The organism is Nocardia sp. NPDC046473, from assembly GCF_040645995.1.
In the GTDB taxonomy this organism is placed as follows: Bacteria; Actinomycetota; Actinomycetes; order Mycobacteriales; family Mycobacteriaceae; genus Nocardia.
In genome coordinates, this window is the sequence record NZ_JBEYZJ010000004.1 from 391222 (window position 1) to 414481 (window position 23260).

Annotated in this window: 17 protein-coding genes; 3 read left to right on the forward strand and 14 right to left on the reverse strand. The window is 67.2% G+C overall.

From position 1 onward, the window contains the following. Positions 1 to 7 precede the first annotated feature (7 nt). The 8 genes from ABZ942_RS15985 to ABZ942_RS16020 all read right to left on the reverse strand — a co-directional run bounded on the left by ABZ942_RS15985 (position 8) and on the right by ABZ942_RS16020 (position 8718). Positions 8 to 628 (reverse strand): response regulator transcription factor, encoded by a 621-nt coding sequence (locus ABZ942_RS15985; protein ID WP_357382476.1) that lies wholly within the window; start codon positions 626 to 628, stop codon positions 8 to 10. Then, positions 625 to 1794, reverse strand: a complete 1170-nt coding sequence (locus tag ABZ942_RS15990) for a sensor histidine kinase (RefSeq protein ID WP_357382478.1) — start codon at positions 1792 to 1794, stop codon at positions 625 to 627. The genes ABZ942_RS15985 and ABZ942_RS15990 overlap by 4 nt, the downstream gene beginning before the upstream one ends. Next, a complete protein-coding gene (locus tag ABZ942_RS15995; RefSeq protein ID WP_357382480.1) occupies positions 1791 to 2603 on the reverse strand; it encodes an ABC transporter permease in 813 nt (270 codons plus the stop codon). Before ABZ942_RS15995 ends, ABZ942_RS15990 begins: the two co-directional genes overlap by 4 nt. Further along, entirely contained in the window at positions 2600 to 3436 is an 837-nt protein-coding gene (locus ABZ942_RS16000) for an ABC transporter ATP-binding protein (protein WP_357382481.1), read from the reverse strand. The genes ABZ942_RS15995 and ABZ942_RS16000 overlap by 4 nt, the downstream gene beginning before the upstream one ends. 112 nt (positions 3437 to 3548) lie before the next feature. Beyond that, complete coding sequence (locus tag ABZ942_RS16005) at positions 3549 to 5570, reverse strand: LuxR C-terminal-related transcriptional regulator (RefSeq protein ID WP_357382483.1); 2022 nt, start codon at positions 5568 to 5570, stop codon at positions 3549 to 3551. A 228-nt stretch (positions 5571 to 5798) separates the two neighbouring features. Beyond that, entirely contained in the window at positions 5799 to 6740 is a 942-nt protein-coding gene (locus tag ABZ942_RS16010; RefSeq protein WP_357382485.1) for a hypothetical protein, read from the reverse strand. A 3-nt stretch (positions 6741 to 6743) separates the two neighbouring features. Beyond that, positions 6744 to 7793 (reverse strand): 3-oxoacyl-[acyl-carrier-protein] synthase III C-terminal domain-containing protein, encoded by a 1050-nt coding sequence (locus tag ABZ942_RS16015; RefSeq protein WP_357382487.1) that lies wholly within the window; start codon positions 7791 to 7793, stop codon positions 6744 to 6746. 88 nt (positions 7794 to 7881) lie between these two features. Then, positions 7882 to 8718 (reverse strand): SDR family NAD(P)-dependent oxidoreductase, encoded by an 837-nt coding sequence (locus ABZ942_RS16020; protein ID WP_357382489.1) that lies wholly within the window; start codon positions 8716 to 8718, stop codon positions 7882 to 7884. 624 nt (positions 8719 to 9342) lie between these two features. Here ABZ942_RS16020 and ABZ942_RS16025 point away from each other — a divergent pair. Together ABZ942_RS16025 and ABZ942_RS16030 are read left to right on the forward strand one after the other, a co-directional pair. After that, a complete protein-coding gene (locus ABZ942_RS16025; protein ID WP_357382491.1) occupies positions 9343 to 10794 on the forward strand; it encodes a glycosyltransferase family 39 protein in 1452 nt (483 codons plus the stop codon). A 250-nt stretch (positions 10795 to 11044) separates the two neighbouring features. Further along, positions 11045 to 12502, forward strand: coding sequence for an aminotransferase class V-fold PLP-dependent enzyme (locus ABZ942_RS16030; protein ID WP_357382493.1), 1458 nt, complete (start codon positions 11045 to 11047; stop codon positions 12500 to 12502). Between the two features lie 7 nt (positions 12503 to 12509). Here ABZ942_RS16030 and ABZ942_RS16035 read toward each other — a convergent pair whose 3' ends face one another. The 4 genes from ABZ942_RS16035 to ABZ942_RS16050 are packed head-to-tail and all read right to left on the reverse strand — an operon-like array spanning position 12510 to position 17124. Beyond that, entirely contained in the window at positions 12510 to 13532 is a 1023-nt protein-coding gene (locus tag ABZ942_RS16035; protein WP_357382495.1) for an ABC transporter permease, read from the reverse strand. Beyond that, complete coding sequence (locus ABZ942_RS16040) at positions 13529 to 14497, reverse strand: ABC transporter permease (protein WP_357382497.1); 969 nt, start codon at positions 14495 to 14497, stop codon at positions 13529 to 13531. Before ABZ942_RS16040 ends, ABZ942_RS16035 begins: the two co-directional genes overlap by 4 nt. Then, positions 14490 to 16025, reverse strand: coding sequence for a sugar ABC transporter ATP-binding protein (locus ABZ942_RS16045; protein ID WP_357382499.1), 1536 nt, complete (start codon positions 16023 to 16025; stop codon positions 14490 to 14492). The genes ABZ942_RS16040 and ABZ942_RS16045 overlap by 8 nt, the downstream gene beginning before the upstream one ends. Before the next feature lie 22 nt (positions 16026 to 16047). Next, entirely contained in the window at positions 16048 to 17124 is a 1077-nt protein-coding gene (locus ABZ942_RS16050) for an ABC transporter substrate-binding protein (RefSeq protein WP_357382501.1), read from the reverse strand. A 171-nt stretch (positions 17125 to 17295) separates the two neighbouring features. Between ABZ942_RS16050 and ABZ942_RS16055 the strand changes: the two genes are divergently transcribed. Then, entirely contained in the window at positions 17296 to 18309 is a 1014-nt protein-coding gene (locus ABZ942_RS16055) for a LacI family DNA-binding transcriptional regulator (protein WP_357382503.1), read from the forward strand. Between the two features lie 147 nt (positions 18310 to 18456). On the opposite strand, the gene ABZ942_RS16060 is transcribed toward ABZ942_RS16055, so the two are convergent. Both ABZ942_RS16060 and ABZ942_RS16065 read right to left on the reverse strand, forming a co-directional pair. Further along, positions 18457 to 19959, reverse strand: coding sequence for an alpha/beta hydrolase (locus ABZ942_RS16060; RefSeq protein WP_357382506.1), 1503 nt, complete (start codon positions 19957 to 19959; stop codon positions 18457 to 18459). A gap of 293 nt (positions 19960 to 20252) precedes the next feature. Beyond that, positions 20253 to 23183 carry a BTAD domain-containing putative transcriptional regulator gene (locus ABZ942_RS16065; RefSeq protein WP_357382508.1) on the reverse strand — a complete coding sequence of 977 codons (2931 nt, stop codon included), beginning with the start codon at positions 23181 to 23183 and terminating at the stop codon, positions 20253 to 20255. Positions 23184 to 23260 lie beyond the last annotated feature (77 nt).

Consider the following 23260-nt stretch of genomic DNA (forward strand, 5'->3'; position numbering starts at 1 on the left):
CGGCTGGTCAGCTGAGGAGGCCGCGCTCCATGGCGGTGGTGACGGCGGCGGTCCGGTCGGACACGCTGAGCTTTCCGAACACGCGCAGCAGGTGCGTCTTCACCGTGGCCTCGCTGATGTGTAGCGCGCGCCCGATGTCCGCGTTCGTCCCGCCTTTTGCGACAAGCCGCAGCACCTCCGTCTCGCGGGCCGACAACTGCGGCAGCTCCGGGTTACGCACCCGGTTCACCAACTTCCCGGCCACCGACGGCGCCAGCACGGTCTCCCCGCGTGCCGCCGCCCGGATCGCCCCGACCAGCTCCGTCCGCGACACATCCTTGAGCAGGTACCCCGACGCGCCGGCCTCGACCGCGCGCAGGATGTCGGCGTCCGTCTCGTAGGTGGTCAGCACAACGACCCGCCGCCCCGGTGTCTGCCGCAGGATCTTCCTGGTCGCGCCGACGCCGTCGAGGCCGGGCATCCGCAGGTCCATCAGGATTACGTCCGGCTGCTCGACCCGGTCGAGTGCGACGGCTTCGTCGCCGGACCCCGCCTCGCCGACCACACTGAAGTCTGGTTCCGACTCCAGCATCCCGCGCAGTCCCTCCCGCACCACGGGATGGTCGTCGACCAGCATGATCGTGATCACGCGGGCACCTGCAGTTCCACGTCGGTCCCCTCGGAGTGTCCACTGCGGATGCTGAGCCGCCCGCCGATCTGCCCCGCCCGCGACCGCATCCCGGACAGCCCGAACCCGTCCGCCGGTGCGCCGGGGTCGAAACCCGCGCCGTCGTCATGCACCAGCAAACGTACCGAGTCGTCCACAACGGACACTCGGACAAGCACCGCCGACGCCGACGCGTGCTTGCCGATGTTGGCCAGTGCCTCCTGCGCGGCACGCAGTAGCACCACCTCGGTCGCCATCGGCAGCGTCGGCAATGGACTGTCCACTTCGTAGGTCACCGTGAGCGTGCTCTCCTCGGCGAGCCGGTCGGCGAGGCGTCGCAGCGCCTGCTCCAGCGATCCCGCCGCCAGGTCGGCAGGCGCGAGCGCCGCCACCATTGTCCGTGCCTCGCCGAGGTTTTCCCGCGCGGTACGGGCGGCGAGGCCGAGATGGCGCCTCGCCGCGGCGGGGTCGGTGTCCATTTCGGACTCGATCGCCTGGATGAGGGTGACGATGCTGGTGAATCCCTGCGCCAACGTGTCGTGGATCTCGCGGGCCAACCGCTCGCGCTCGGTTGCCGTGCCCGCCTCCCGGGAGAGCCGGGCGACCTCGGCCTGGCTGGCTTCCAGCCGCTCGATCAGCCCGGCGCGAGCGTGACTCTCCTCGATGATCCCGGTGATGTAGCGCCCGGCGAGCATGCTGAAGACAATCACGATCATCGGCACCAGGATGGCGAGGGCCTCGGCCCCGTTGCGGACGATCGAAGCGACCAGGCTCAGCATGATCGTCAGCGACGTGAGCGCGGCGGCCGGTTTGAAGTCCAGCGTCATGTACACCAGCGGGCAGACGATGAACAGGCCGAAGCTCGCTCTGGAGTCGGCGAACATCGCGACCACGATGAGCAGCAGCACAACCCCGGCGAACAGCCACCGCTGCGCGTCGTTGTCCTCGCGGGTGAGGGCTCGGCGGCCCAGGAGCAAATAGACGATCGCGATCCCGGTCAGCGCCGCGACGCTGACAAGTCTGGCCGCTATCGCCGTCGTCGGTTCCTCGGTGAGGACGTACGCCACTGTCCCGACGTACGCCACCGCGAACACCACATCCCAGCCCCAGCGGAAGCGCTGCCACGCGCTGCGCGGTGATGGGTTCACCGGCCCTCGTTCGTCCAGCGGAACGTCAGCCTCGCAAGCAGCAGTCCCGCCACGCACCAGGCGCCGAGTACCAACGCCACCCTCGAAAGTTCCCATGTCCCCGCCATTTCCTGAGCCGCTGCCTCCGGGGGCAGGAACACCGAGCGGAAGCCCTGACAAACCCACTTCAGCGGAAATACCGACGCACTGTGGACCATAACCTTCGGCAGGTGCGCGATGGGAGTGACGAACACCCCCGATACGAACTGCAACACCAGATAGACCAGGTTGACCAGTGCGACAACCCCGTTCGTCGACCGGGGCACCGAGCCGATCACGATGCCGAGCAGGGTGCAGGACACGGTGCCCAACACGAACACCCAGGCCAGCGTCAGCCACTGCGCCGGCTCGGACGGCAGGTGCAGCTTGAACATGAGCACGGCCACCGCGATCATCAGCACCGACTGGACCGCGCTGGACACCGCCACCAGCACCATCTTGCCGACGAAATACGACCCCGCGGGCATCGGTGTCCCGCGAAGCCGTTTGAGCGCGCCGCTCTCGCGGTCGGCGGCCAGACCGATGCCCATGCTGTTGAACGACGTCGAGACGATGCCCGCGCCGATCATGCCCGCGGCGAGCAGCTGCCCCGAGCTGACCGACGCCTGCGCTGTCGGACCGTCCAGAATGGACCCGAGCAGGATCATCAGTATCGCGGGCAGGGAAAAGGTGAAGACCACCTGTTCCCTGTTGCGGAAGAACTGGCGCAGCTCCGCGCCGCCGCGGGTCAGGCCAAGCGAGAACGTGCCGGGCAGGGCGAGCGTGGTCATGCCGTCTCTCCAATCAGCGCGAGGTAGATGTCCTCCAGGCTCGGCCTGGTCACGGTCAGCTCGCCGAGCTCCCCACCCCCAGCCGAGAGTTCGGCGACGAGCTTCGTCGGATACACCGTGTGCTCGACGTGCTCACCGCGCTGGTCCACCCAGCGCACGGTCGCCTCCGCGCCGGCACGGCCACCGAGGTCACGCGGGGTGTCCTCGGCGACGACCCGGCCACGGGCGATCACCGCGACCCGGTCGGCCAGCGCCTCGGCTTCGTCCAGGTAGTGCGTGGTGAGCAGGATCGTGGTGCCCTCCCGCGCGAGCCCGCCGATCAGCGTCCAGAACCGGCGGCGAGCCTCGGGATCGAACCCGGTCGTCGGCTCGTCGAGGAACAGCAGCTCGGGACGGCCGATGATGCCCAGCGCAACATCGACCCGCCGCCGCTGCCCACCCGAGAGCGACTTCACCCGCTCCCCTGCCTTCTCGGTCAGCCCGACCTTGTCGATCACCTCGTCCGGATCACGCGGGTCGGGGTAGTACTTCGCGAAATGCCGGACCGTCTCCGCCACCGACAACTCGGCCGCGTCGGTCGCGGTCTGCAGAACGATGCCCAGCCGCGCCCGCCAAGCCCGGCCCGCCCGGCCCGGATCCGCACCGAGGACACTGACCTCACCCGCCGTCCGATCCCGGTGCCCCTCCAATATTTCCACGGTCGTCGTCTTGCCCGCACCGTTCGGACCGAGCAACGCGAACACCTCCCCCTGCCCGATATCGAAATCGAGCCCCGCCACGGCTACCTGCCCCGGATACTCCTTGCGCAAGCCGCGCACCCGCACTGCTGTCATGACTCGAGTCTGTTGCCGCGCTGGACCTCCCGCGACATCCGGGAAGTTGAACCTGGCTGTCCACCGATCGATGGACAAACCTGGAACGACCCGGGCGACGCACGAACTTTCACTAACCGAGGGCGGAGACGGATGAGCCCGTCTCCCCGAGGACGAAGGTCAGTTCGGTGCGGCGGGCTATCTCCAGTTTGCGGTAGACGCGGGTGAGGTGTTGTTCGACGGTGCTGGTGGTGATGTCGAGGGCGGCGGCGATGTCGCGGTTGCGGTTGCCGTGGGCGGCTAGTTCGGCGACGCGGCGTTCGGCGGGGCTGAGGGTGTCGAGGGCGTTGGGTTGTGGGCGTAGTCGGGGGGCGGGGCGGGTGGGGTGGGGTGAGCGGTTGCCGAGTAGGTCGTGCAGCAGGGGGTCGGCGCCGCAGGAATCGGCGAGGCGGGTCGCCTCGCGGATCAGCAGGCGGGCCTTGTCGTGGTCGCCGACGGCGCGGTGCGCGGCGCCGAGTTCGCCCAGGGTCGTGGCCAATTCGAGGTCGCAGCCGCCGGAGCGGGCGATCGCGGCGGCGTCGCGGAGCAACCGCACCCGCTGGTAGCGGTCGGCGGTGGCGGCGAGCAGGCGCAGCGATACGCCGCCGGTGCGGTGCCGGGTCGCGGTGCCGAGCAGCTCGAGATGGCGGGTCGCGACGGCGCGCGCATGCCGGTCCTCGCCGAGCGCGAGGTGGGCTGCGGCGACATCGTTGCGCCACGGCACCAGCCAGGCGAAGTCCATGTGCCAGCGGCGCATCAGGTGCCCGCACCGGCGGAAGGTGCGCAGCGCCTCGGCGGCGTCGCCGACGGCAAGGTAGTGGTGGCCCCGCGCGTGCAGGTAGGGCAGGCCGAAGCGTGACTCGAACATGGCGCGGGGCACGGGTCTTCGTAGTTGCGCCTCGGCGTCGGCGTGCCTGCCGGTCAGCGTGCACGCGCGGACGAGTGCCGCGACCGGTGTCCCGATCCAGACACCGAGCTGTTCGGCGGGAACATGATTCAGCGCGAGCACCGCGTCCTCGGCCGCCGCCGACGCATTGCCCTTGCGCAGCATGGTTTCCGCGCGCAGGCCGGCGAAGATCGACTGCCAGGTCGGCGCCTGCCGCGCCTCGGCCTCGGCCAGCAGCGAGTCACACCACGCCGCCGCGGTATCGAGCCGGTCGGTATAGATCAGGCAATGCACCGCTGCGGCAAGGGTTTCCACGGTACTCGGGTCGAGTCGATGACAGGTGAGCAAACGCTGTGCCAGGGTGCCGGTCTCGTCGCGCGGACGCCCGGCGAACAGCCCCGTCAGCAATTCCGCGCCGAGTAGATGCGGTGACGGTCGCAGTACACTCGCCGACCGTCGCCGCGCCTGCGCCGCGAGCAGCCGATGGTGGCGTTGCGCATGCGGCGGATGCGCGGACCGCAGCCACGCGCAGAGAAAGTCCATCTTCGGTGCCGCCTCATCGAGCTGGTCCCAATCCAGTTGTCCGAGAGCCTGATCCGCGTGCTGGGTCTGACCGTGCCAGAGCAGGAACATAACGGCGGCGGGCAAGCCTGCGGCAGGCACCCGGCCCGCCCGAACGGCCGCGCGCATCCGGGTGTAGTTCCGCGTTCGATTCGACGGGCTGAGCCGCCATTCGGCCCGGACCAGGCGGATCGCGATGGTGGCGCGCTCCGCCGGGTCACGTGTCGCGCGGTAGGCCAACTCCAATCGTTCCACCGCGCGGTCGATCTGGTCGTTCGCCAACGCCGCCGCCGCGGCGGTGAGCAGCACCACGGCCGCCCACGGCTGGTCGGCGGCGCCGGCCGCGACCAGCTGATCAGCCACCGCGTCCGCCGGAAACCCTTTGTCGTGCAACAATTTCGCCGCACGCACGTGCAGTTCCCGGCGGACCTGCGCCGGGGTGTCGCGCAGAATCCGGTCGGCGAGGTCGAAGTCGTCGAACAGCGCCCGCACGGACGACCCGGCGGCCAGCTGCCGGACCGCCGTGCGCACCGCCGCCTCGTCGGCGGCGAGCAGTTCGGCGACCAAGCCGACCGTGCTCGCGCCGCCGAGCACGGCCATCGCCTGGCCGACCCCGGATTCGGCGAGTGTCGACCACTGCTCACCCTGCGCTGCGATCTGCCGGTGCATACCCGAGCCCCCTTTGTCCATGCGATGTACCCGACTGGGGAAGGGCACCATCGAAGAGAGCAGCTCGGGTGCGCTGAAAATGCGGCATCGTCGCAGCAGGGACGTAACCGGACGCCCCATTGATCCAGCCGGTGCCCATAGCGTAGGTCGCCGACCGCGCCCTGTCATCGAATCATGCCGACAAGATCGCAGAAACTTTCCGACATGAATGACGGAATCCCAGTAACATCAACATCTTTCGCTGCCGACGGCACCACCGGCGCCCACCGTGGCAACGGCCGCCGACTGCGGATGGTAGGCGAGACATGCCGCCGCGGCCTCGTCGGCGGCCAGGAACAGCACCGACGCGGCGGTGTCGAGCACACCGGATTCGCGCGCGTTCAAATACGCGTGCACGGGCGCCGCCGTGTACGGATCGCCGACCGCTGGCGCGACGCCGATCACCGATTCCGTACGCAGTCCCAAGGTTTCGGTCAGGTCGGCCCCGAATCCCACCACCGGGGCCGGCGCGAGCAACACCGCTCGCCCCTCGGCGAAATCGTCACCGTCGAGGCCCTCGTCGGCCATGCAGGCCCGGACGGCCGCCGCCGCGAGCTCGACCGACTCCTGCGTGCCGGGCCGAATCCGCATGGCCGAGCGGCCGTTCGCGCCCGCCGCCCCCAGGTCGACCCAGGCCGACGGCTCGGCAGGCCCGCTGGTCTCCCTGCTGTGCAGCGGACAGAATCCGCCCGCGTTCGGCGAATTGCCGAGCAGTAGCGCGGCGGCCCCCGTGGTGTACGGGAACCCCGCGACGTAGCGCTTGGTGGACGGATGGGTATCCCCCGCCACCAGCAACGCGTACTCCACGTCACCGGTGGCCAGGAAGCATTCCGCGGTGTTGATGGCGTGCAGCAGACCGGTAGCGCCGTGCATCAGGTCGAAGGAGAACGCGGGAACCCGGCCGGGCTGGTATTCCAGGCCGAGGCCGATCCGCTTCTGGATGAGCGCGGACACCGCGGGCTCGGAAATGTTCTCGTCCCGGAAGACGCCGACGTTGATCAACATGCCGACCTCGTCGACCGAGACATCCGAACCGGCCAGGCAACTGCGGGCCGCGCGCGCGGCCAGCTCGAAATAGCTGCCGGTGTCCAGATCGGTGTTGATCGCGGCCGCAATAATCGTGGTACCCATGGCTTACGCCTCCAGACGCGAAATAGTCGCGGCTAGGTGGCCGGAAACGAGGCCCGAAGCCGCGGGAATCATGAGGACCTTCGATCCTCGGGGAATTTTCTGCTGCTCGAGATACTCGTGCAGCACCAGGAAATGTGACGTCGACGCGGTATTGCCGAAGTCGTGCAACACATTCAGGGCCTGCGGCATCGGGGTGCCGAAATGCTGCTCGGTCAGGTGCCCGAGGTACTCGATGACCGGCCCACTGAATTGGTGATGGATCCAGTAGTCGTACTTCTCGCCCTCCCAGGTGCGCCCGGTCTCCTGCAGGAAGGTGTCCAGGCGATTGATCGCCTGCATATACCTGCCCTCGTTCTGCATGGCGCGGTTGTCGGTGTAAAGCGCGATCCCCGACGACCGGTCGCTCGGCATGCCGAGGCAGTGCTCGGCCCCTGCTGCGGCGGTCATCAGTTCCACGTAATGGATTTCGTCGTGATCGTCGCCGCGACCGTCGAGCACCACGGCCACCGCCGCGTCACCGACGGTCAGTGCCGCGAATTGCGGATCGTACGGCTGGCTGATCTCTCGCACGGCGGTCTCCGCGATCGGCGTGATCTGTTCGCCGCTCACCACCAGCCCGTTGCGCACCACCCCCGCCTTGATCATCCGGTCCAGCACCAGCACCCCGGTCATCATGCCGGCGCACGCGTTGGAGACGTCGAAATGCCGGGCCGACGTCGCGCCGATCGCATTGCCGAGCATCAGCGCGAATGCCGGTGCGTAGCAGAAGATTTCCTTGCCGCGGGTGCGGGTTATGGAGGCCGAGATGACGATGTCGAGCTCGGCCGCGGTGTAGTCGGAATGTCGTAGACAATCGTCGATGGCCCGCAGCGCCAATTCGAACGACGATTCATAGTGGTCCGGACGCGAGTCGTAGACCCGCCGATTCTTGATCCCGGTTATCCGCTCCAGATCCAGTGACCTCGGCACGGCCAGACTGTCGATCATTTCTTCGGTGGAACGGATGGTTTCCGGAGTGTACGAGCCGATCGACTCGAAACGCGTACGCTGCATTGCCCCTGCTTTCTGCAGTTCAGCCGATGACAAACATGTTGTGTCGCTTGCTAATTCCGACAACGTTGTCGTTGACTGCGCAGCCCTGCTAATCGGCGGGCGCGACCAAGGCCGCGCTCACCTGGCACAGCCGCTGCCCGAGCGCGTCGTCCTGCGCACGACGCGACGGAGTCTTGATGCGGTTCTTCTGGAAGTAGGCGCCGGTCACCGACTCGACCTCGGGGTCGGTCGCGAGATAGCTCAGCGCCCGACCACCGTCCTCGACGGAGATCATGAACAGCCGCTTGGCCAGCGCGATCAGCGGCTGTCCGAACCACGGCAGCGAATCCCAGATCCCACTGGCCACCGCGCCGGGATGAAAGGCGTTCACCGTCACCCCGGTGTCCTCGACCCGGCGCGCCAACGCCCGGGCGTAGAGGACATTGGCCAGCTTCGATCGGCTATATGCCTGCTCACCCGAATATCCACGCTCGAAGCCGAGGTCATCGAAATCCAGGGTCGCGCCGAAATGCAGCACCGACGACGTGAACAGCACCCGCGAGGGCGCGCTGCGCACCATCAGATCGATGAGCAGCTCGGTGAGCAGAAAACCACCGAGGTGATTGACCCCGAACGTGGCCTCGATACCGTCCTCGGTCTCGACCCGATCCTTGTGATACCCGCCCGCATTGTTGGCCAGCACATCCAGCCGGTCATATTGCGCCAGCACACTTTTGGCGAGCTGCCGGATCGAAGCCTGTGACGCGAAGTCACATTCGAGGGTATCCACACCGCCCGCACCCGCGGCCCGCACCATCGCCGCCGCATCGGCCAGCTTCCGCGGATTCCGCCCGACAAGCACCAGCCGATCCCCTCCCGCCGCGCACTGCTGCGCCGCCGCAAGGCCGATACCCGATGTCGCCCCCGTGATCAGGATCGTCTTCATAGCCGATCACCCTGCCACACGATTTCGCCCGGTCGGCCGCACCGAACGGCTGCCACCGCGACCCTGAAACATGCTGCGCGGGAACAACATTTGCCGAAATGCGCAGGTCCGGCATGGCCGATCCGGCTCGCCCGACCTCCCGCAGCGGTACCGCGAGCGACGTCTCGAGGCTACAAGTAGGGGGTTATAGGGGTTTGCCCCGCGCGCCATCATCGACCACACCGGGCTGAACAGCGTGGCACGCGGGGCGGGCCGATCAGCCGATTCCCAATGCCCGGCCGATTCCGCTGATGAGCGCATACGCGCCGCCGATGACGATCAGTGGCGAGAGGATGGCGAGCCAGACGAGCGCGCCTTCGGGATTATTGACGTCCATTGCGTTCTCCTAACGTTGATCAAATTCGGTCAGACGTCTTATCGGATTATGTTTGCTGGATGTTACCTACATCGATCTCCGGTGCGACCGGCGTGCCGCGCCGATGAGGATTGGTCATCACCAAGGATGAGGTCCGCGCGCCGCGGTCCTACTCGAGTCGTATGAAGACCGGGTGCGGCGGTTGATGTGGCGGGGTGTTGTCGCTGGGCAGACTCTTCGTGACTTGGTCCAGCGACGGAGGTCGAAACATGCAGCTCTCGGTACGGTCCCGCCCAGCCACCCCGACCGATCCAGCCTTCGCGGGGCGGCCGGTCCTCGTGATCGCGGCCGTGGTCGCACTCGCCCACTTCATCGGCAGTTTCGGCGGCGGCTACTGGTTCGACGAGGCCTACATGCTGGCGATCGGGCGGAATCACCTGGACTGGGGGTCCGCCGACCAGCCACCACTGGCACCGGCGTTGGCGGCGGCGCTGGATTGGCTCGACCCGGGATCGGTCGTGCTGATCCGGGTGCCCGCGGTGCTGGCGACTGCGGGTGCGGTCGTTGTCGCGGCGCTCATCGCCAGAGAATTCGGTGGTGATCGGCGCGCGCAGACGCTCACGGCGGCGGCGCAGGCGACCGCACTGTGGGTGACCATGTGCGGCCACTGGCTCACCCCGTACACGCTGGAGCCGGTGCAGTGGCTGTTGCTCGTCTGGTTGCTGGTGCGCTGGGTTCGGGTGCGGGATGATCGGTTGCTGCTCGCGCTCGGCGTGGTGGCCGGGATCGCTGCCGAGACCAAATTCCAGGTGCTGCTGCTGTGCGCGGTGCTACTGGCTGCGGTAACGATCTTCGGTCCACGCGAGCTGCTGCGCCGTCCGATGCTGTGGCTGGGTGGCGGCATCGGTCTGCTCATCGCGCTGCCGACGTTGCTATGGCAAGCCGGGAACGGCTGGCCGCAGCTGCGGATGGGTGTGGTGGTGGCCGGGGAGGCGGACGCGCTGTCCGGCGGGCGGCCGGGCGTGGCCGTTGCGCTGATCGTGATGGCGGGCATTGCCGGAACGGTGTTGTCGCTCTACGGGTTGTGGCGGTTGCTGCGCGCCGACGAACTGCGCGCCTATCGCTTTCTGGGCGTGACCGCAGTGGTGCTGTACGTCTTCTTCGTCGTCACCGTCGGCCGCCCCTACTACCTCGGCGGGCTCTACGGAGCACTGTGTGCCGCAGGCGCCGTCGGATTCCAACAGCGCAGGTTGGCAGGCGGCCGCCGCGGCTGGGTGGCCTGGCCTGCCTACATACTGAGCATCGCCGCCGCAGCAGGCATGCTGGCAATCGCCGCGGTGTCGACCAAAACCGATGTCCCCCAAGCGATCGTGCAACGAACCGTCACCGCTTACCAGTCGCTACCCGCCCAGGATCGCGACAGCACCATCGTGATGGGCCAGTCCTACATCATCGCCGCATACCTCGACGTGTACGCGCGTCCTGGCGAACTGCCAACGGCATACAGCACCAACCGCAGCTACGGCTATTTCCCGCCGCCACCGGATTCCGCGCGCAACGTGCTCTACATCGGTACCGCACCCGACGAACTCCGCGACCACTTCGCATCGTGCCGCAAGCTGATCGACGACAACGAGGATCAGGCGGTGTGGCTGTGCAGCGACCGGCGTGCCTCCTGGCCGGACCTCTGGCCGCAGCTGCGCCACCTCGACATGACCTGATACCCAGCCCATACCGAGCCCCCTACCCGCCGGTTGCCGACGCGCAGTCACCAGCCGCGCCTTCCGCCCGAAGACGCCCTTCACTCCGCCGGACAGGCCGAAGGGCGTCTTCGGTCTGCTTGCGGGCGCGATTCGGCGCCACACCCATGACGGCCGGTACGGTGGTGGTAGCTCACTTACCCGTCGGGTACCGAGTGCTCGATCACGGTGGTGGCCAATCGATTTCGGCGACACGCGAGGTGGAATACGGATGACCGTCACACCGCAGGAGAATCTGAGCCTCGAAGCGTTCGCACGCGCCTACCCCGCCTATCTCGAAACACGGCATCTCGACCGTATCCGCGTCGACGACTTCGGCCAGCTCGACGAACAGGACCTGATCTATCTGGACTACACCGGAAGTGGGCTCCCCAGCCGCACACAGCTCCGTGCCTACGAGCACGCCATGGGCAACGCGATCTGGGGAAATCCCCACTCCGCCAGCGGTCCGTCCCAACGATCCACCGAGGCGATGCGGCACGCTCGGGAGGCGACGCTGCGATTCGTGCATGCCGACCCCGAGGAGTACTCGGTCATCTTCACCGCGAATGCCACCGGTGCACTGCGGTTGGTCGGCGAGTCGTTCCCATTCCAGCCGGGCGCCCGGCTGGCGCTGCTGCGCGACAACCACAACTCGGTCCTCGGCATCCGCGAGTACGCCCGGGCACGCGGCGCGATCACCGAAACGATTGCGCTGCGCCCCGATCTGCGCGCCGATACGTCGGCCGTGCTCGAGGTGCTGGACCGCGCGCCGACGGCGCCGTCCCTGTTCGCGTACCCAGCGCAAAGCAACTTCTCCGGTGTGCAACATCCGCTCGAATGGATAGCCGACGCGCACGCCGGCGGCTGGCTGGTACTGCTCGACGCCGCCGCGTACGCGCCGATCTCGGATCTCGATCTGCGCCAACACAAACCAGACTTCGTATCGCTGTCCTACTACAAGATATTCGGCTGGCCGACCGGGCTCGGCTGTCTGATCGCGCGCACCGAGGCGCTCGCGCGACTGCGCCGTCCCTGGTTCGCCGGCGGCACCGTCGTCGCGTCGAGTGCGCTGGGCGGCTGGCACGCCAGCGCCGAACCGCCGGACAACTTCGAGGACGGGACGCCCGACTTCCTCGGCGTACTCGGTGTGCCGATCGGATTGGACTATGTGCGGCAGACCCTCGATCGAGAGGCGGTCCGAACCAGAGCGCGCTGCCTGACGGAATACCTGCTCGAGGTGATGCCGCAGCTCCGCCACGACAACGGCAGGCCCGTCTGCACGCTGTACGGCCCGACCGATATGCGTGGCCGGGGTCCGACGATCGCATTCAACCTGCTGGATGTGGATGGCACCCTCATCGACGAGCGGGTCGCCGAGAATCGTGCGGTGCAGCATGGGATTGCCTTGCGCGCAGGGTGTTTCTGCAATCCCGGCGTCGGCGAGACGATATTCGAACTCGACCCGGCCAACCTGGTTCGAGTAGGCACTGACCGGGCGGGGCTGCGGACACTCGACGATTACCGGCGCGCCATCGGCTTACCCACCGGCGGCGCATTGCGCATCTCGCTCGGGCCGGTCAGCAATCTCGATGACGTGCTCGCATTCCACCGCTATCTGCGGTCGTGGCGTGACTACCGAAGTTCCGCCGGTCGGCTCGATACGCTGCCCGATCGTCAACGATGTTGAGGCGCTGTCACTCTCGGCGCACGTACCCGAGCAGCCGCTGCAACACGACCACCACCAGCAGGAAGGCGCCGCTGACCACGGACTGGTAATTGCTGTCGAGGGTGCCGATTTCGTTGATGATGTCCTGAATGACGTTGCGCAGCAGGACACCGAAGATGGTGCCGATGACGGTTCCCACGCCACCGGTCAGCAGCGTGCCGCCGATCACCACTGCGGCGATCGCGTCCAGCTCGGTGCCGACGCCGATCACGGTGACCCCGGATTCCAGATAGGCCGCGGTCATCGCGCCCGCGAACCCGGCCAGCAGTCCACTGAGTGTGTAGACCAGGATCTTGGTCCGGATCACCGGCAGACCCATGAGCACCGCAGAGCGTTCGGAGCCGCCGGTCGCGAACACCACTTGTCCGAAGGCAGTGCGCCGCAACAACACCGCGCCCGCCGCGAACAGCAGCAGGGTGAGGTAGACCGGGTAACCGAGGCCGAACAGCGTGCCACGGCCGATCTCCAGGAAGGCCTGTCCGCGCTCGATTTTGTAGGTGGTCGCACCTTCATCGGTGATCGCGAGCAATAGCCCACGGGCGAACAGCAAGGTCGCCAAGGTGACGATGAACGGCGCCATGCCGGTCCGAGCCACCAGTATGCCGTTGATCATGCCGATGAGACCGCACACCGCGAGCGGCAACAGCAGCGCCGTCACGAACCCCCACTGCGATCCGTAGGCGGCCAGCACCCCGCCGAGCGCGTACACCGAACCGGCCGACAGGTCGATGCCACCGGAGATGATCACGAAGGTCATCCCGAGCGCGATCACGGCGAGGAACGAACTCTGCATCGCCAGATCGCGCATATTGGTACCACTGCCGAAATGCGGCAGCGTCACCCAGGCGATAGCGGCCACCGCGACGAAAACCACTGCGGCAGGCTGCTTCTGCACCAGCTCCAGCAGCAGCCGTGCGCTTCGGACGGCAGGCGAATCGGTCGCTGCGCCGTCGCGAGCTCGGTGATCGGCCGGTCGGATCGTCGTGCTCATCGGCTGTTCCGCTCCCGCGCGACATACACGGCCGCGACGATGATGACCGCCTGCACCATCTGCGCGGTCGAGGACGGCAGATCATGCTTGATCAGGGTGGCGAGCACCAATTGCATGAGCAGCGCACCGGCCACGGTGCCGACCACCCTGACCTTGCCGCCGGTCAGCGGCGTACCACCGACCACGACCGCGGTGATGGCCGAAAGTTCCATCAGCAGACCGACATCGGCCGGATCGCTGGCGCGCAACCGTGCGGTGGCCAGCACCCCCGCCAACCCGGCGAACACGCCGCAGATCGCATAGACGGTGATGAGTACCCGCCGGACCGGCAGCCCCGCCAGCTCGCTCGCGGATCGGTTGCCGCCGACCGCCACCAGCTGGCGGCCGAATGTGGTTCGGCGAATGAGCAATCCGGTACCGACGGCAAGCACTGCCGCGATCAGCACGCTGATCGGCACGCCGAACAGGTCACCGGAGCCGAGGGTGAGAAAGGACGCGTTCTTGATGTCGACGAGCTGCCCGTTCGCGATCACCAGTGCCAGTCCGCGCCCGCCGACCAGCAATGCCAGCGTGGCGATGATGGGTTGAATCCCGATGCGCGCCACCAGAATTCCATTGAACACCCCCGCCGCCAGACCGATCAGCAACGCAACGAGGACCGCGGCCGCCGGCCCGTAGCCGAGGTACTGCGGAATCATCGCGGCGGCCAGCGCCATCACCGCGCCGACCGACAGGTCGATGCCCTCGGTCCCGATCACCAGCGCCATGCCGAGCGCCACGATGATCACCGGCGCGGCCTGCAGCAACTGGGTGCGTAAGTTGGTGAGCGTCAGGAAGTTCGACGTGGCCACCAGGTTGAACAAGATCAGCCCGCCGAGGGCGGCGTACACGCCGTACGCCTGTAACCAGACCGTGGCTCGGCCCCGCCACGCAGGCGGCCGCCGGACAGCAACCTGCTCAATCATCTGATTCCCCTTCGGCTTCCGGCGCCTCGGCGAGCGCGGCCAGCACATTGCTCTCGGTCAGCTGATCGCCGACGAGTTCACCGACCGTCGCCCCGTCACGCAGAATGAGCAGCCGGTCGGCACCGTCGAGCAACTCCTCCAACTCCGAGGAGATGAGCACGACGGCCAGCCCCGCGTCCGCGAGTTCGTCGATCAGCGCCTGCACCTCGAGTTTCGCGCCTACGTCGATGCCGCGGGTCGGCTCATCCAGCAGTAATAGCTTGGGCTGCAGGCACAACCAGCGGGCAAGCATGACCTTCTGCTGATTGCCCCCGGAAAGCTCGGACACTTTCTGCTCCGGACCAGCCACCTTGATCCGCAGCCGGGTGATGAACGTGTCGACGATCCGATCCTGTTGCGCGCGGCTCACCAGCCCGAACCGCGACAGCCGTGGCAACGCGGCGAGCACGATGTTCTCGCGCACCGACAGCTCCGGGATGATCCCGTCCGCCCGGCGATCCTCGGCCAGCATCGCGATTCCGGCCGCGATCGACGCGGGCGTGCTGCCGGATCGAACGGCCTTACCGCCGATGACGACCGATCCGTGATCCAGCGGCAGCGCTCCGAAGATGGCCCGCGCGGTCTCGCTGCGCCCGGAGCCCAAAAGCCCAGCCAGTCCAACGATTTCACCCGCACGCGCGGTGACCGAGACGCCCGCGAGCCGGTGCCTGCTCACCAGATCCTCGGCACGCAGCACCTGCTCGGCCGCGGCATGTTGATCGTCGCTGAAGTTGGTGGCGCCGTGCGCCTTGATCTCGCCGATATCGCGGCCCAGCATCATGGCGATCAGCGGCAACCGCCCGAGTTCGGCCAGCGGCCCGGTATGCACCTGCTTGCCGTCTCGTAACACGGTGACCCGGTTGCAGATTCGGTAGAGCTCGTCGAGCCGGTGGCTGACGTAGACGACCGCGATCTCGCGTTCGTGCAGGCGCTCGATCACCTCGAACAGCGTCTCCACCTCGCGCGGTTCCAGCGCGGAGGTCGGCTCGTCCATGATGACCACCCGCGCGTCGATCGACACGGCGCGAGCCAGCGCGACCATCTGCTGCGCGCCGACACCGAGGCTGCGCAGCGGCTTGCGAACATCGTCGGCGATGCCGAATCCGGCGAGCAGTTCGGTCGCCATCCGATACATCCGCCGTTGGTCGATGAGCCCCAACCGATTTCGCGGTTCACGGCCGAGGAAGACGTTGTGCGCGATGCTCATCATCGGGATGAGATCGACCTCTTGATAGATCGTGGAGATGCCCGCGCGCTGCGCGTGCAGCGGTGTCGGGAACACTGCGGGTTCGCCTCGATAGCGCAGCTGCCCACCGTCGAGCTGGTAGACGCCGGTCAACGCCTTGATCAGGGTGGATTTGCCCGCGCCGTTCTCACCGACCAGCGCATGGACCTCACCGGGGCACAGGGTGAACGACACGCCATCGAGCGCGCGGGTGCCACCGAACTCCTTGCGCGCCTCGACGACCTCGAGTACCGGTTCGATCATCGGAATCTGCTTGTCGGCGCGCTCAATACGAGTTGGCCGCCTTCGCGGCGGCGTTCGTTTCGTCGTACTCGTCATCGGAAATGATCACGGTCGCCGGGATGGCCGCGCCGTCCTCGAACTGTTGCAGCGTCTGGAAAGCCAAGGGCCCGAAGCGCGGATTCGACTCGACCACCGCGTTGTACGAACCGTCGACGATGAGCTGGACCGCATTGTGCGTGCCGTCGACCGAGACGATTTTGATGTCGGTTCCCGGTTTCTTGCCCGCGCCCTTGATGGCGTTGACCGCACCGATGCCCATCTCGTCGTTCTCGGCGTAGACGGCGGTGATGTCCGGGTGGCTCTGCAGCAGCTGCTCCATCACCGACAGTCCCTTGGAGCGATCGAAGTCGCCGGTCTGCTCGGCGACGATCGTCAGCCCCGGCGTGCCGGCCAGCTTGTCCTTGAAACCCTTTGTCCGGTCGGTGGTTACGTTGTTGCCGGACGAGCCGAGCAGGATCGCGATCTTGCCCTGGCCGCCGGTGACCCGGATCATCTGATCGGCCGCCCGCTTGCCCTGCTCGACGAAGTCGGAGCCGATGAAAGTCAGGTAGTCCGTGCAGGGTTGGGAGGTGACCTTGCGATCAACAGTGATGACCGGCACGTGCTTGGCCTTGGCCGCGTCCAACGCCGGTTGCAGCCCATCGGAATTCAGCGGGGCCACGATCAGCGCCTGCACGCCCTGGTCGAGCAGCGACTTGATATCGCTGATCTGCTTGTTGAGATCGCTCTGCGCGTTCGTGACGAGGAGGTTGCCCGACGGAATGCCCAGCGCGGCGGCCTGATCCTTGATCGACGCGGTTTCGGTGATCCGGAACGGGTTGGCTTCCTTCTCCGATTGGGAGAAGCCGACTTTCGCCGTCTTCAGGTCGATCTTCGGGTAGCCGGTCTGGGCTAGCGTGCAGGTCGACTGCCCGCTCGGCTGAGTCGCCGCCGCGGATGCCGCGGGACCTGCCCCGGCGGGCGCGGTCTTGTCCGTCTCGGATTTCGCACATCCGGACAGGGTGAGGCCGACCGCGGTGGCGACCGCGACGACAACGACATTGGTCTTGTTGACTGGCATCGGTAACTCCTTCAGGGCACCCCGTCGAGGGCGGGAGCGCGACCCGATCCCCGCTGCCGTGCGAGGCGTCAGATGAGTTTTACAACGTTGGAACAACGTTGTAAGTAGTTTGGAGAAATCCGTCGGGAATTGGTTACCGCGGACTGGCCGATCGCGAGGAGGAGCAGCGCAGTGGCCGCCACCCTCAAAGACGTTGCGTCCCTTGCCGGCGTCTCCATCAAGACCGTGTCGAACGTGGTCAACGGATACGACTTCGTCAAACCGGAGAACCGGCGCAAGGTGCTCGCCGCGCTGGAGGCGACCGGCTACCGCCCACACCGAGGCGCCCGCAACCTACGCCGCGGCCGCACCGGATTCATCGCCCTGGTCCTGCCGGAACTGAACATTCCGTACTTCGCCGAGCTGACCGGTCTGATCATCACCGCCGCCCACCGACACGAGTGGGGCGTCCTGATCGAACAAACCCAGGGCACCAGAAGCCAGGAACGCAACGCCCTCGCGTCAATGGGCCCCTACTTGATCGATGGCGCGATCGTCAGCCCGCAAGCACTCGAGGCAGCCGACTTCGCCGAACTCTCCCCCGCCGTCCCCCTGGTCCTACTAGGCGAACACGCCGTAGACGTCCCCTTCGACCACGTAGCCATCGATAACGTCCGCGCCGCCCGAACCGCAGTAGGCCACCTAGCCCACATCGGCCGCCGCCGCATCGCCGCCATCGGCCACAACCCCCACCGCGGCACCGCCGCCCTCCGCCTGACCGGCTACCGAGAAGCCTTGGCCGAAGCCAACATCCCCGAACGCCCCGAACTGATCGTGACGGCCCTCGAATACCACCGCCGCGACGGCGCCGAAGCCATGAACCACCTACTGGACCTACCAGACCCCCCGGACGCCATCTTCTGCTTCAACGACCTCCTAGCCCTGGGCGCCATGCGCAAAGCCACCGAACGAGGCCTGCGAATCCCCGAAGACCTAGCCGTAGTCGGCTTCGACAACACCGAAGAAAGCACCTTCAGCATCCCCTCCCTGACCACCATCGCCCCCAACAAATCCGCCATAGCCCAAACCGCCGTAGACCTACTCCGCCGCCGAGCCACCGAATCCTTCCCCGCCCAAGACATCCAAATCCCCTTCACCCTCGAAATCCGCGAAAGCACCAGCGCCCTCCCCGCCCGCTCGATGTGACGGCGCGCGAGCCTACATGCCGCGCAACCGCAGAAAACGTTCCGCGAACGCTCGACAAACGTAGATTTCGACGGGACAACCGGAGACAACGCTTGTCACGCACGGGGTGGGAACGCTGTCGTCGCCCCTGGTGTGGCGCCGTCAGGATCAGTCTGCGCGACAGGTCAGATCGGTCGTGGGGAGGGTGCCGTCGCGGAGGTAGGTGTCGACGGCCTGGCGCACGCAAGTGCTCGGGATGAACGAGACGCCGTGCACGATGACGTCCTGCAGCGTCACCAATCGTGAACCGGTCATCGCCCGGTGCAGGGCTACGCCTTCCTGATACGCGGTGCGCGGATCTCCCGTGGCTTGCAGAATCAACGCGGGCACCGCGTTGTGCACGACGGTCGGCGGTTCGACGGGCGGACGCCAGAAGGCACACGGCGAGATGTTGTTGATCAACGGCCCGAACACCGGTTGAGTGGCGCGGCTGGCCTCGATCTTGCGCCAGTACCAGACCGGATCACGCGGTTGCGCAACGTCACCGCACAGCACGGCGTCCGCCCCTTCTATCGAGTAACCGTCCGGTTTGGCGTTGAACAGCTGATTCAAATCGTCCGCGAGTTTCGGGTTCGGCTGGACCTGCGCACCTGCGGCCGCCTCGGCGAACTGCCGCATATCGGCGGCCAGCTCACCGTATTGGTCGGCACTGTCGAGGGGGCCGAACACCAGCGTCGGTAACCAGTGCTCGTCGACGGAGTAGGCCCCGATCCGGAGGGGTTTGCGCGCTGCCTGCCGGATCAAGCCGGTCACCACCGCGCGAACTTCGGATCGGGTTGTGCCGAGGTGATATTCACCGTCGCGGGCCGCGGTCCAGTCGGCCCAGGCATCGAGCGCAGCCTCGGCGGGCGCACCCATATCCTCGAACATGCCCGTGACATAGCGCTCGGGATCGACGGCGCTGTCCAAGACCATGCGGTCGACACGTCCGGGAAACATCTGAGTGAAGACCGCTCCCAGATAGGTGCCGTACGAGCCGCCGAAGTAGTTGATCCGGTCTTCGCCGAGCACACCCCGGATGACATCCATGTCGCGGGCGGTGTTGCGGGTAGTGATATAGGGCAGCGTGCCGTTGTCGGCGATGAGGCATCGTGCCGCCAAATCTGCCTCGGTGGCAACGGATTTGCCGAATTCGAGCAGGCCGGCACCCGCCGACTGCAGCGAGTTCCCGATCGGCCATCCGCAGTGCACCGGCGTCGATCGACCGATACCACGCGGATCCATCCCGATCAGGTCGTAATCCTGCCACGGATATGTCGGCAATGAATCGCGCAGCTGCACCGTGAAATCCAACCCGAATCCGCCGGGGCCCCCTGGATTCGACATCATGATCCCGCGCCGGTGCGCGGGATCGCCGGCCCGCACCCGGGAGATCGCGACCGTAATGGTGCGGCCCTGGGGCTCGGCGTAGTTCAGCGGCACCGTCACATCGGCGCACTGCGCACCAGCCTTGTCCAGCATGTCGTCGTGGCACGACTGCCAATCCAGGCGCTGATGAGTGAAGCGGTCCAGATCACCGGCCGCCACCGGACCGACCGGTGCCGCACCTGATACGCCTACTCCGGTGAGGGACCCGACGACGACCGCGACGACGACCGCGGCGACGACCACCGAAACACCCCGGCGTGTGCCGGTACCGCCCGATCTGTGTAGCCGAAAAATGCTCCGTCCCATGCCATTACCTCTCTCCACCACACCACCAAGATCAGTCTGATCTCAACGGTAGAGAGCGCGGGCCCGCATGCCTATCCGGGAAGACCCGGAATTCGTACCCGCACAGTTACGAGGTTTTCGCAGGTGACAGCCCAGCACACCACGGTCGGCGCATGTCCGATTGATGTGGCAGGGCGCTGCTCTCAGGGTGCAGGTCAGGCCTGGCGATTCATTGCGAGGTCACCTGCGGGTCACTTGCATTGGCGGAGGGTGAGGGCGGTGGTGGCCGAGCCGACGGCGGTGCGGCGGGGTGGGGGGATGTCGGGGAGGGCCAGGCCGATTCGGCGGCTGGATTGGGCGACCTTGCGGAGGATGGGTTCGGCCTCTTCGGCGGAGCCTGCGGCGGTCAGTGCGTAGCTGTAAACCCACATGGCGCGCAGGCGGCGCACGATGGCGGAGACCTCGGTGAGGGCTCGGACGGCTTCGGCGGCGATCGGCACCGCTGCCTCGGCGTCGCCGCTGTAGAGGGTCACCTCGGCCAGCCGGGCCAGCGCCCAGCCTTCCTGATGGCGGCGGCCGTCGCGGCGGGCCACGGTGAGTGCTCGCTCGCACAGCTCCTTGGCCTGCGTGGGATCGCCGCGCTGCAGCGTCGCGAATCCCAACTCGTGCAATGCCATCGACTCGAGCCGCAGGCTGCCGACCTGTCGCGCGATGGAGAGAGCATGTTCGGCGGCTTCGACGGCCTCCGACCAGCGCCGGGCATTGCAGTAGGCGCGGGCGAGCGTCGCCCAGCTCATCCCCTCACTCCACTGGTTGCCGTGCTGCCGTCCCATCTCGATGGCGCGCCGGTAGTGTTCGACGGCGACGTCCACGTTCTCCTGATAGGCCATGGCCGTCCCGAGCATCTGCTCCGCGATGATGGCGCCCGCCCCATCACCCAGTTCCCACAGAATCGCACCGGCATTGCGAAGGGTGCGTGCGGCGCTCAGATCCGCCATGCCGACCAGCCGGGCGACGGCGGCGGCCAGTTGCGCCCTGGCCATGGTCCGGCGATCACCGTCCGCTTCGGCGGCGCGGCTCAGCAGCTCGAGCACCTGTGCCACCTGGGGCAGGTGCGCGCCCGCGTCACCGCCCACAGCGAGCGACAACGCGAGATCGACTGCGAGCGTACGGGTTCGGACATCGCCCTGCTCGGCAACCTGCCGATAGAGCGCAACCAGCCCGAAACGCTCCGACTGCGCCCACACCGCACACTGTCGCTCATCGGTGAACCGCTGCCCCGCCGAATCGGTGGTCGCGTAGTAATCGGTGCCGACGCCCGGATCACGCAGGTCCACAATGTTCTTCGCGCTGGCCAGATAGAAATCCATCACCCTGCACAGTGCCCGCGGCCATTCCCGCTGCTGCGAAAGGTCGGCCGTCCCGCGGGCAAACAGCCGCAACAAGTCGTGATAGCGGTAACGGCCCCGTTCCGGCGTCTGCAACATACCCAGGTCCACGAGGGTTTCACAGAGCCGCTCGGCCTCGACCCGATCCCGGTCGAGCAGGGCGGCAATCGCGGCGACCGACAGATCGGGCGCCTCAGAGAACGCGACGAGAACAAACGCCCGCGCCAGCTCGGGCGCGAGCAGCCGGTAACTCTCCCGGAATACCAATTCCACACTGGTACTGCCGATCGAGAGCTCGGCCAACCTGCCGCGCTCGTCGGCCAGCCGGTCGGCAACCGCGGACAGCCGCCAGGTCGGCCGGCTCGCCAACCGCGCCCCGGCGATGCGCAGCGAGACGGGCAGGTGCCCGCAGGCACGCAGAATCTCTTGCGCCGCTTCAGGTTCGGCCAGCATTCGACGCGCGGACACCGTGCGCTCCAGCAACATCCACGCCTCGTCCGGGGTGAGCACATCCAGCGGGACCAGCCGGGCACCGAACAGTTCCGCCAGACTCGAACGGCTGGTGACCAGCACGGCCGCCGCACCCGTGCCGGGCAACAAGGGCGCGAGGTGCTCGACATCACGCGCGTTGTCGAGCACCAGCAGCATGCGCTTGCCCGCTACGGTGTTGCGCCACAGCGCTGTTCGCTCCGCCAGATCCGACGGCAGCTCGGCCGGCTCGATACCGAACGCACGCAAGGCGACTGCGAGCAGCATGTCGGCCGTCCGTGGATGCTCATCCATCCCGCCGAGGTCGAGATGCAGCAGCCCATCCGGATAGTGCTTCCGCACGCGATGCGCGAGATGCACTGCGAGCGTGGTCTTTCCGACACCGCCGAGCCCGGTGATCGCGATCACCTGGCGACGGTCGGAGTCCGCCTCCAACACCTCGACCAACTCGTTGGCCAGGTGTTCTCGTCCGACAAAATCCGCAATGTCGGAGGGCAGCTGTTCCGGGACCCGCGGGGGATCGAACACCGAAGCGACATGGACCACTTCGTTCGTGACGCCAGCGGCGGGCAGCTCCGCCGACAGGATCTGCTGATGCAATCGAACCAGCTCGGGCCCGGGCTCGAGGCCGAGCTCGTCGGCGAGCAACCGGCGCGCGTTCCGATACACCTCGAGCGCCTCGGCCCGCCGCCCACTGCGGTGCAGCGCGACCATCAGCAGTTCGTGCCACCGCTCGGAGTGTGGTTCGGCCGCGACCAGCGCCTCCAGCTCCGCGACGACGGCCGAATGCCTGCCGAGATCCAGCGCCACCGCCATCGCGACCTCGTACATGGACAGGCGCAGCCTGCCGAGCCGGGATCGCTCACGTTCCGCCCACGGTCCGGGCAGACCGATCATCGGCTCACCGCGCCACAGTTGCTGCGCCGCCGTAAGTTTGACGTCCGCCTCCTCGATGGCGCCCGAACGGCGATCGGCTTCCGCGCCCGCGATCAGTCCCTCGACCGCGACCACATCGAACTCCACCGCGATACCGAGCCGATACCCACCGCGGGTCGAATCGAGCCACTCGGTCCCCGCACCATCATGGCCGTGCGCATCGAACTTTCGACGCAGCGCGAGTACGTGATTGCGCAGCACACTCGGCGCCGATTTCGGCGGCTGGTCGGCCCACAGCCGGGCGGCCAACTGCGTCGTCGACAGGGTGCGCGCGGGTTCGGCCGCGAGCATGGCCAGCACGGCGAGCAACTGCGGCGCCGCGATATCGAGCTGCTGGTCCCCCAGCCACACCTCCACCGGCCCCAACATGCGTAGTCGAAGTACCTCCGGCCCCACCCCGTCAATACCTGAGCACTGCTGCGGCGCCAAAAAAATCCCTCACATTC

Excerpts from the sequence above, each read along its gene's own strand:
- ABZ942_RS15995 (WP_357382480.1), bottom strand. The coding sequence starts at position 2,603 with ATGACCACGCTCGCCCTGCCCGGCACGTTCTCGCTTGGCCTGACCCGC.
- ABZ942_RS16000 (WP_357382481.1), bottom strand. The coding sequence starts at position 3,436 with ATGACAGCAGTGCGGGTGCGCGGCTTGCGCAAGGAGTATCCGGGGCAG.
- ABZ942_RS16005 (WP_357382483.1), bottom strand. The coding sequence starts at position 5,570 with ATGCACCGGCAGATCGCAGCGCAGGGTGAGCAGTGGTCGACACTCGCC.
- ABZ942_RS16010 (WP_357382485.1), bottom strand. The coding sequence starts at position 6,740 with ATGGGTACCACGATTATTGCGGCCGCGATCAACACCGATCTGGACACC.
- ABZ942_RS16015 (WP_357382487.1), bottom strand. The coding sequence starts at position 7,793 with ATGCAGCGTACGCGTTTCGAGTCGATCGGCTCGTACACTCCGGAAACC.
- ABZ942_RS16020 (WP_357382489.1), bottom strand. The coding sequence starts at position 8,718 with ATGAAGACGATCCTGATCACGGGGGCGACATCGGGTATCGGCCTTGCG.
- ABZ942_RS16025 (WP_357382491.1), top strand. The coding sequence starts at position 9,343 with ATGCAGCTCTCGGTACGGTCCCGCCCAGCCACCCCGACCGATCCAGCC.
- ABZ942_RS16030 (WP_357382493.1), top strand. The coding sequence starts at position 11,045 with ATGACCGTCACACCGCAGGAGAATCTGAGCCTCGAAGCGTTCGCACGC.
- ABZ942_RS16035 (WP_357382495.1), bottom strand. The coding sequence starts at position 13,532 with ATGAGCACGACGATCCGACCGGCCGATCACCGAGCTCGCGACGGCGCA.
- ABZ942_RS16040 (WP_357382497.1), bottom strand. The coding sequence starts at position 14,497 with ATGATTGAGCAGGTTGCTGTCCGGCGGCCGCCTGCGTGGCGGGGCCGA.
- ABZ942_RS16045 (WP_357382499.1), bottom strand. The coding sequence starts at position 16,025 with ATGATCGAACCGGTACTCGAGGTCGTCGAGGCGCGCAAGGAGTTCGGT.
- ABZ942_RS16050 (WP_357382501.1), bottom strand. The coding sequence starts at position 17,124 with ATGCCAGTCAACAAGACCAATGTCGTTGTCGTCGCGGTCGCCACCGCG.
- ABZ942_RS16065 (WP_357382508.1), bottom strand. The coding sequence starts at position 23,183 with ATGTTGGGGCCGGTGGAGGTGTGGCTGGGGGACCAGCAGCTCGATATC.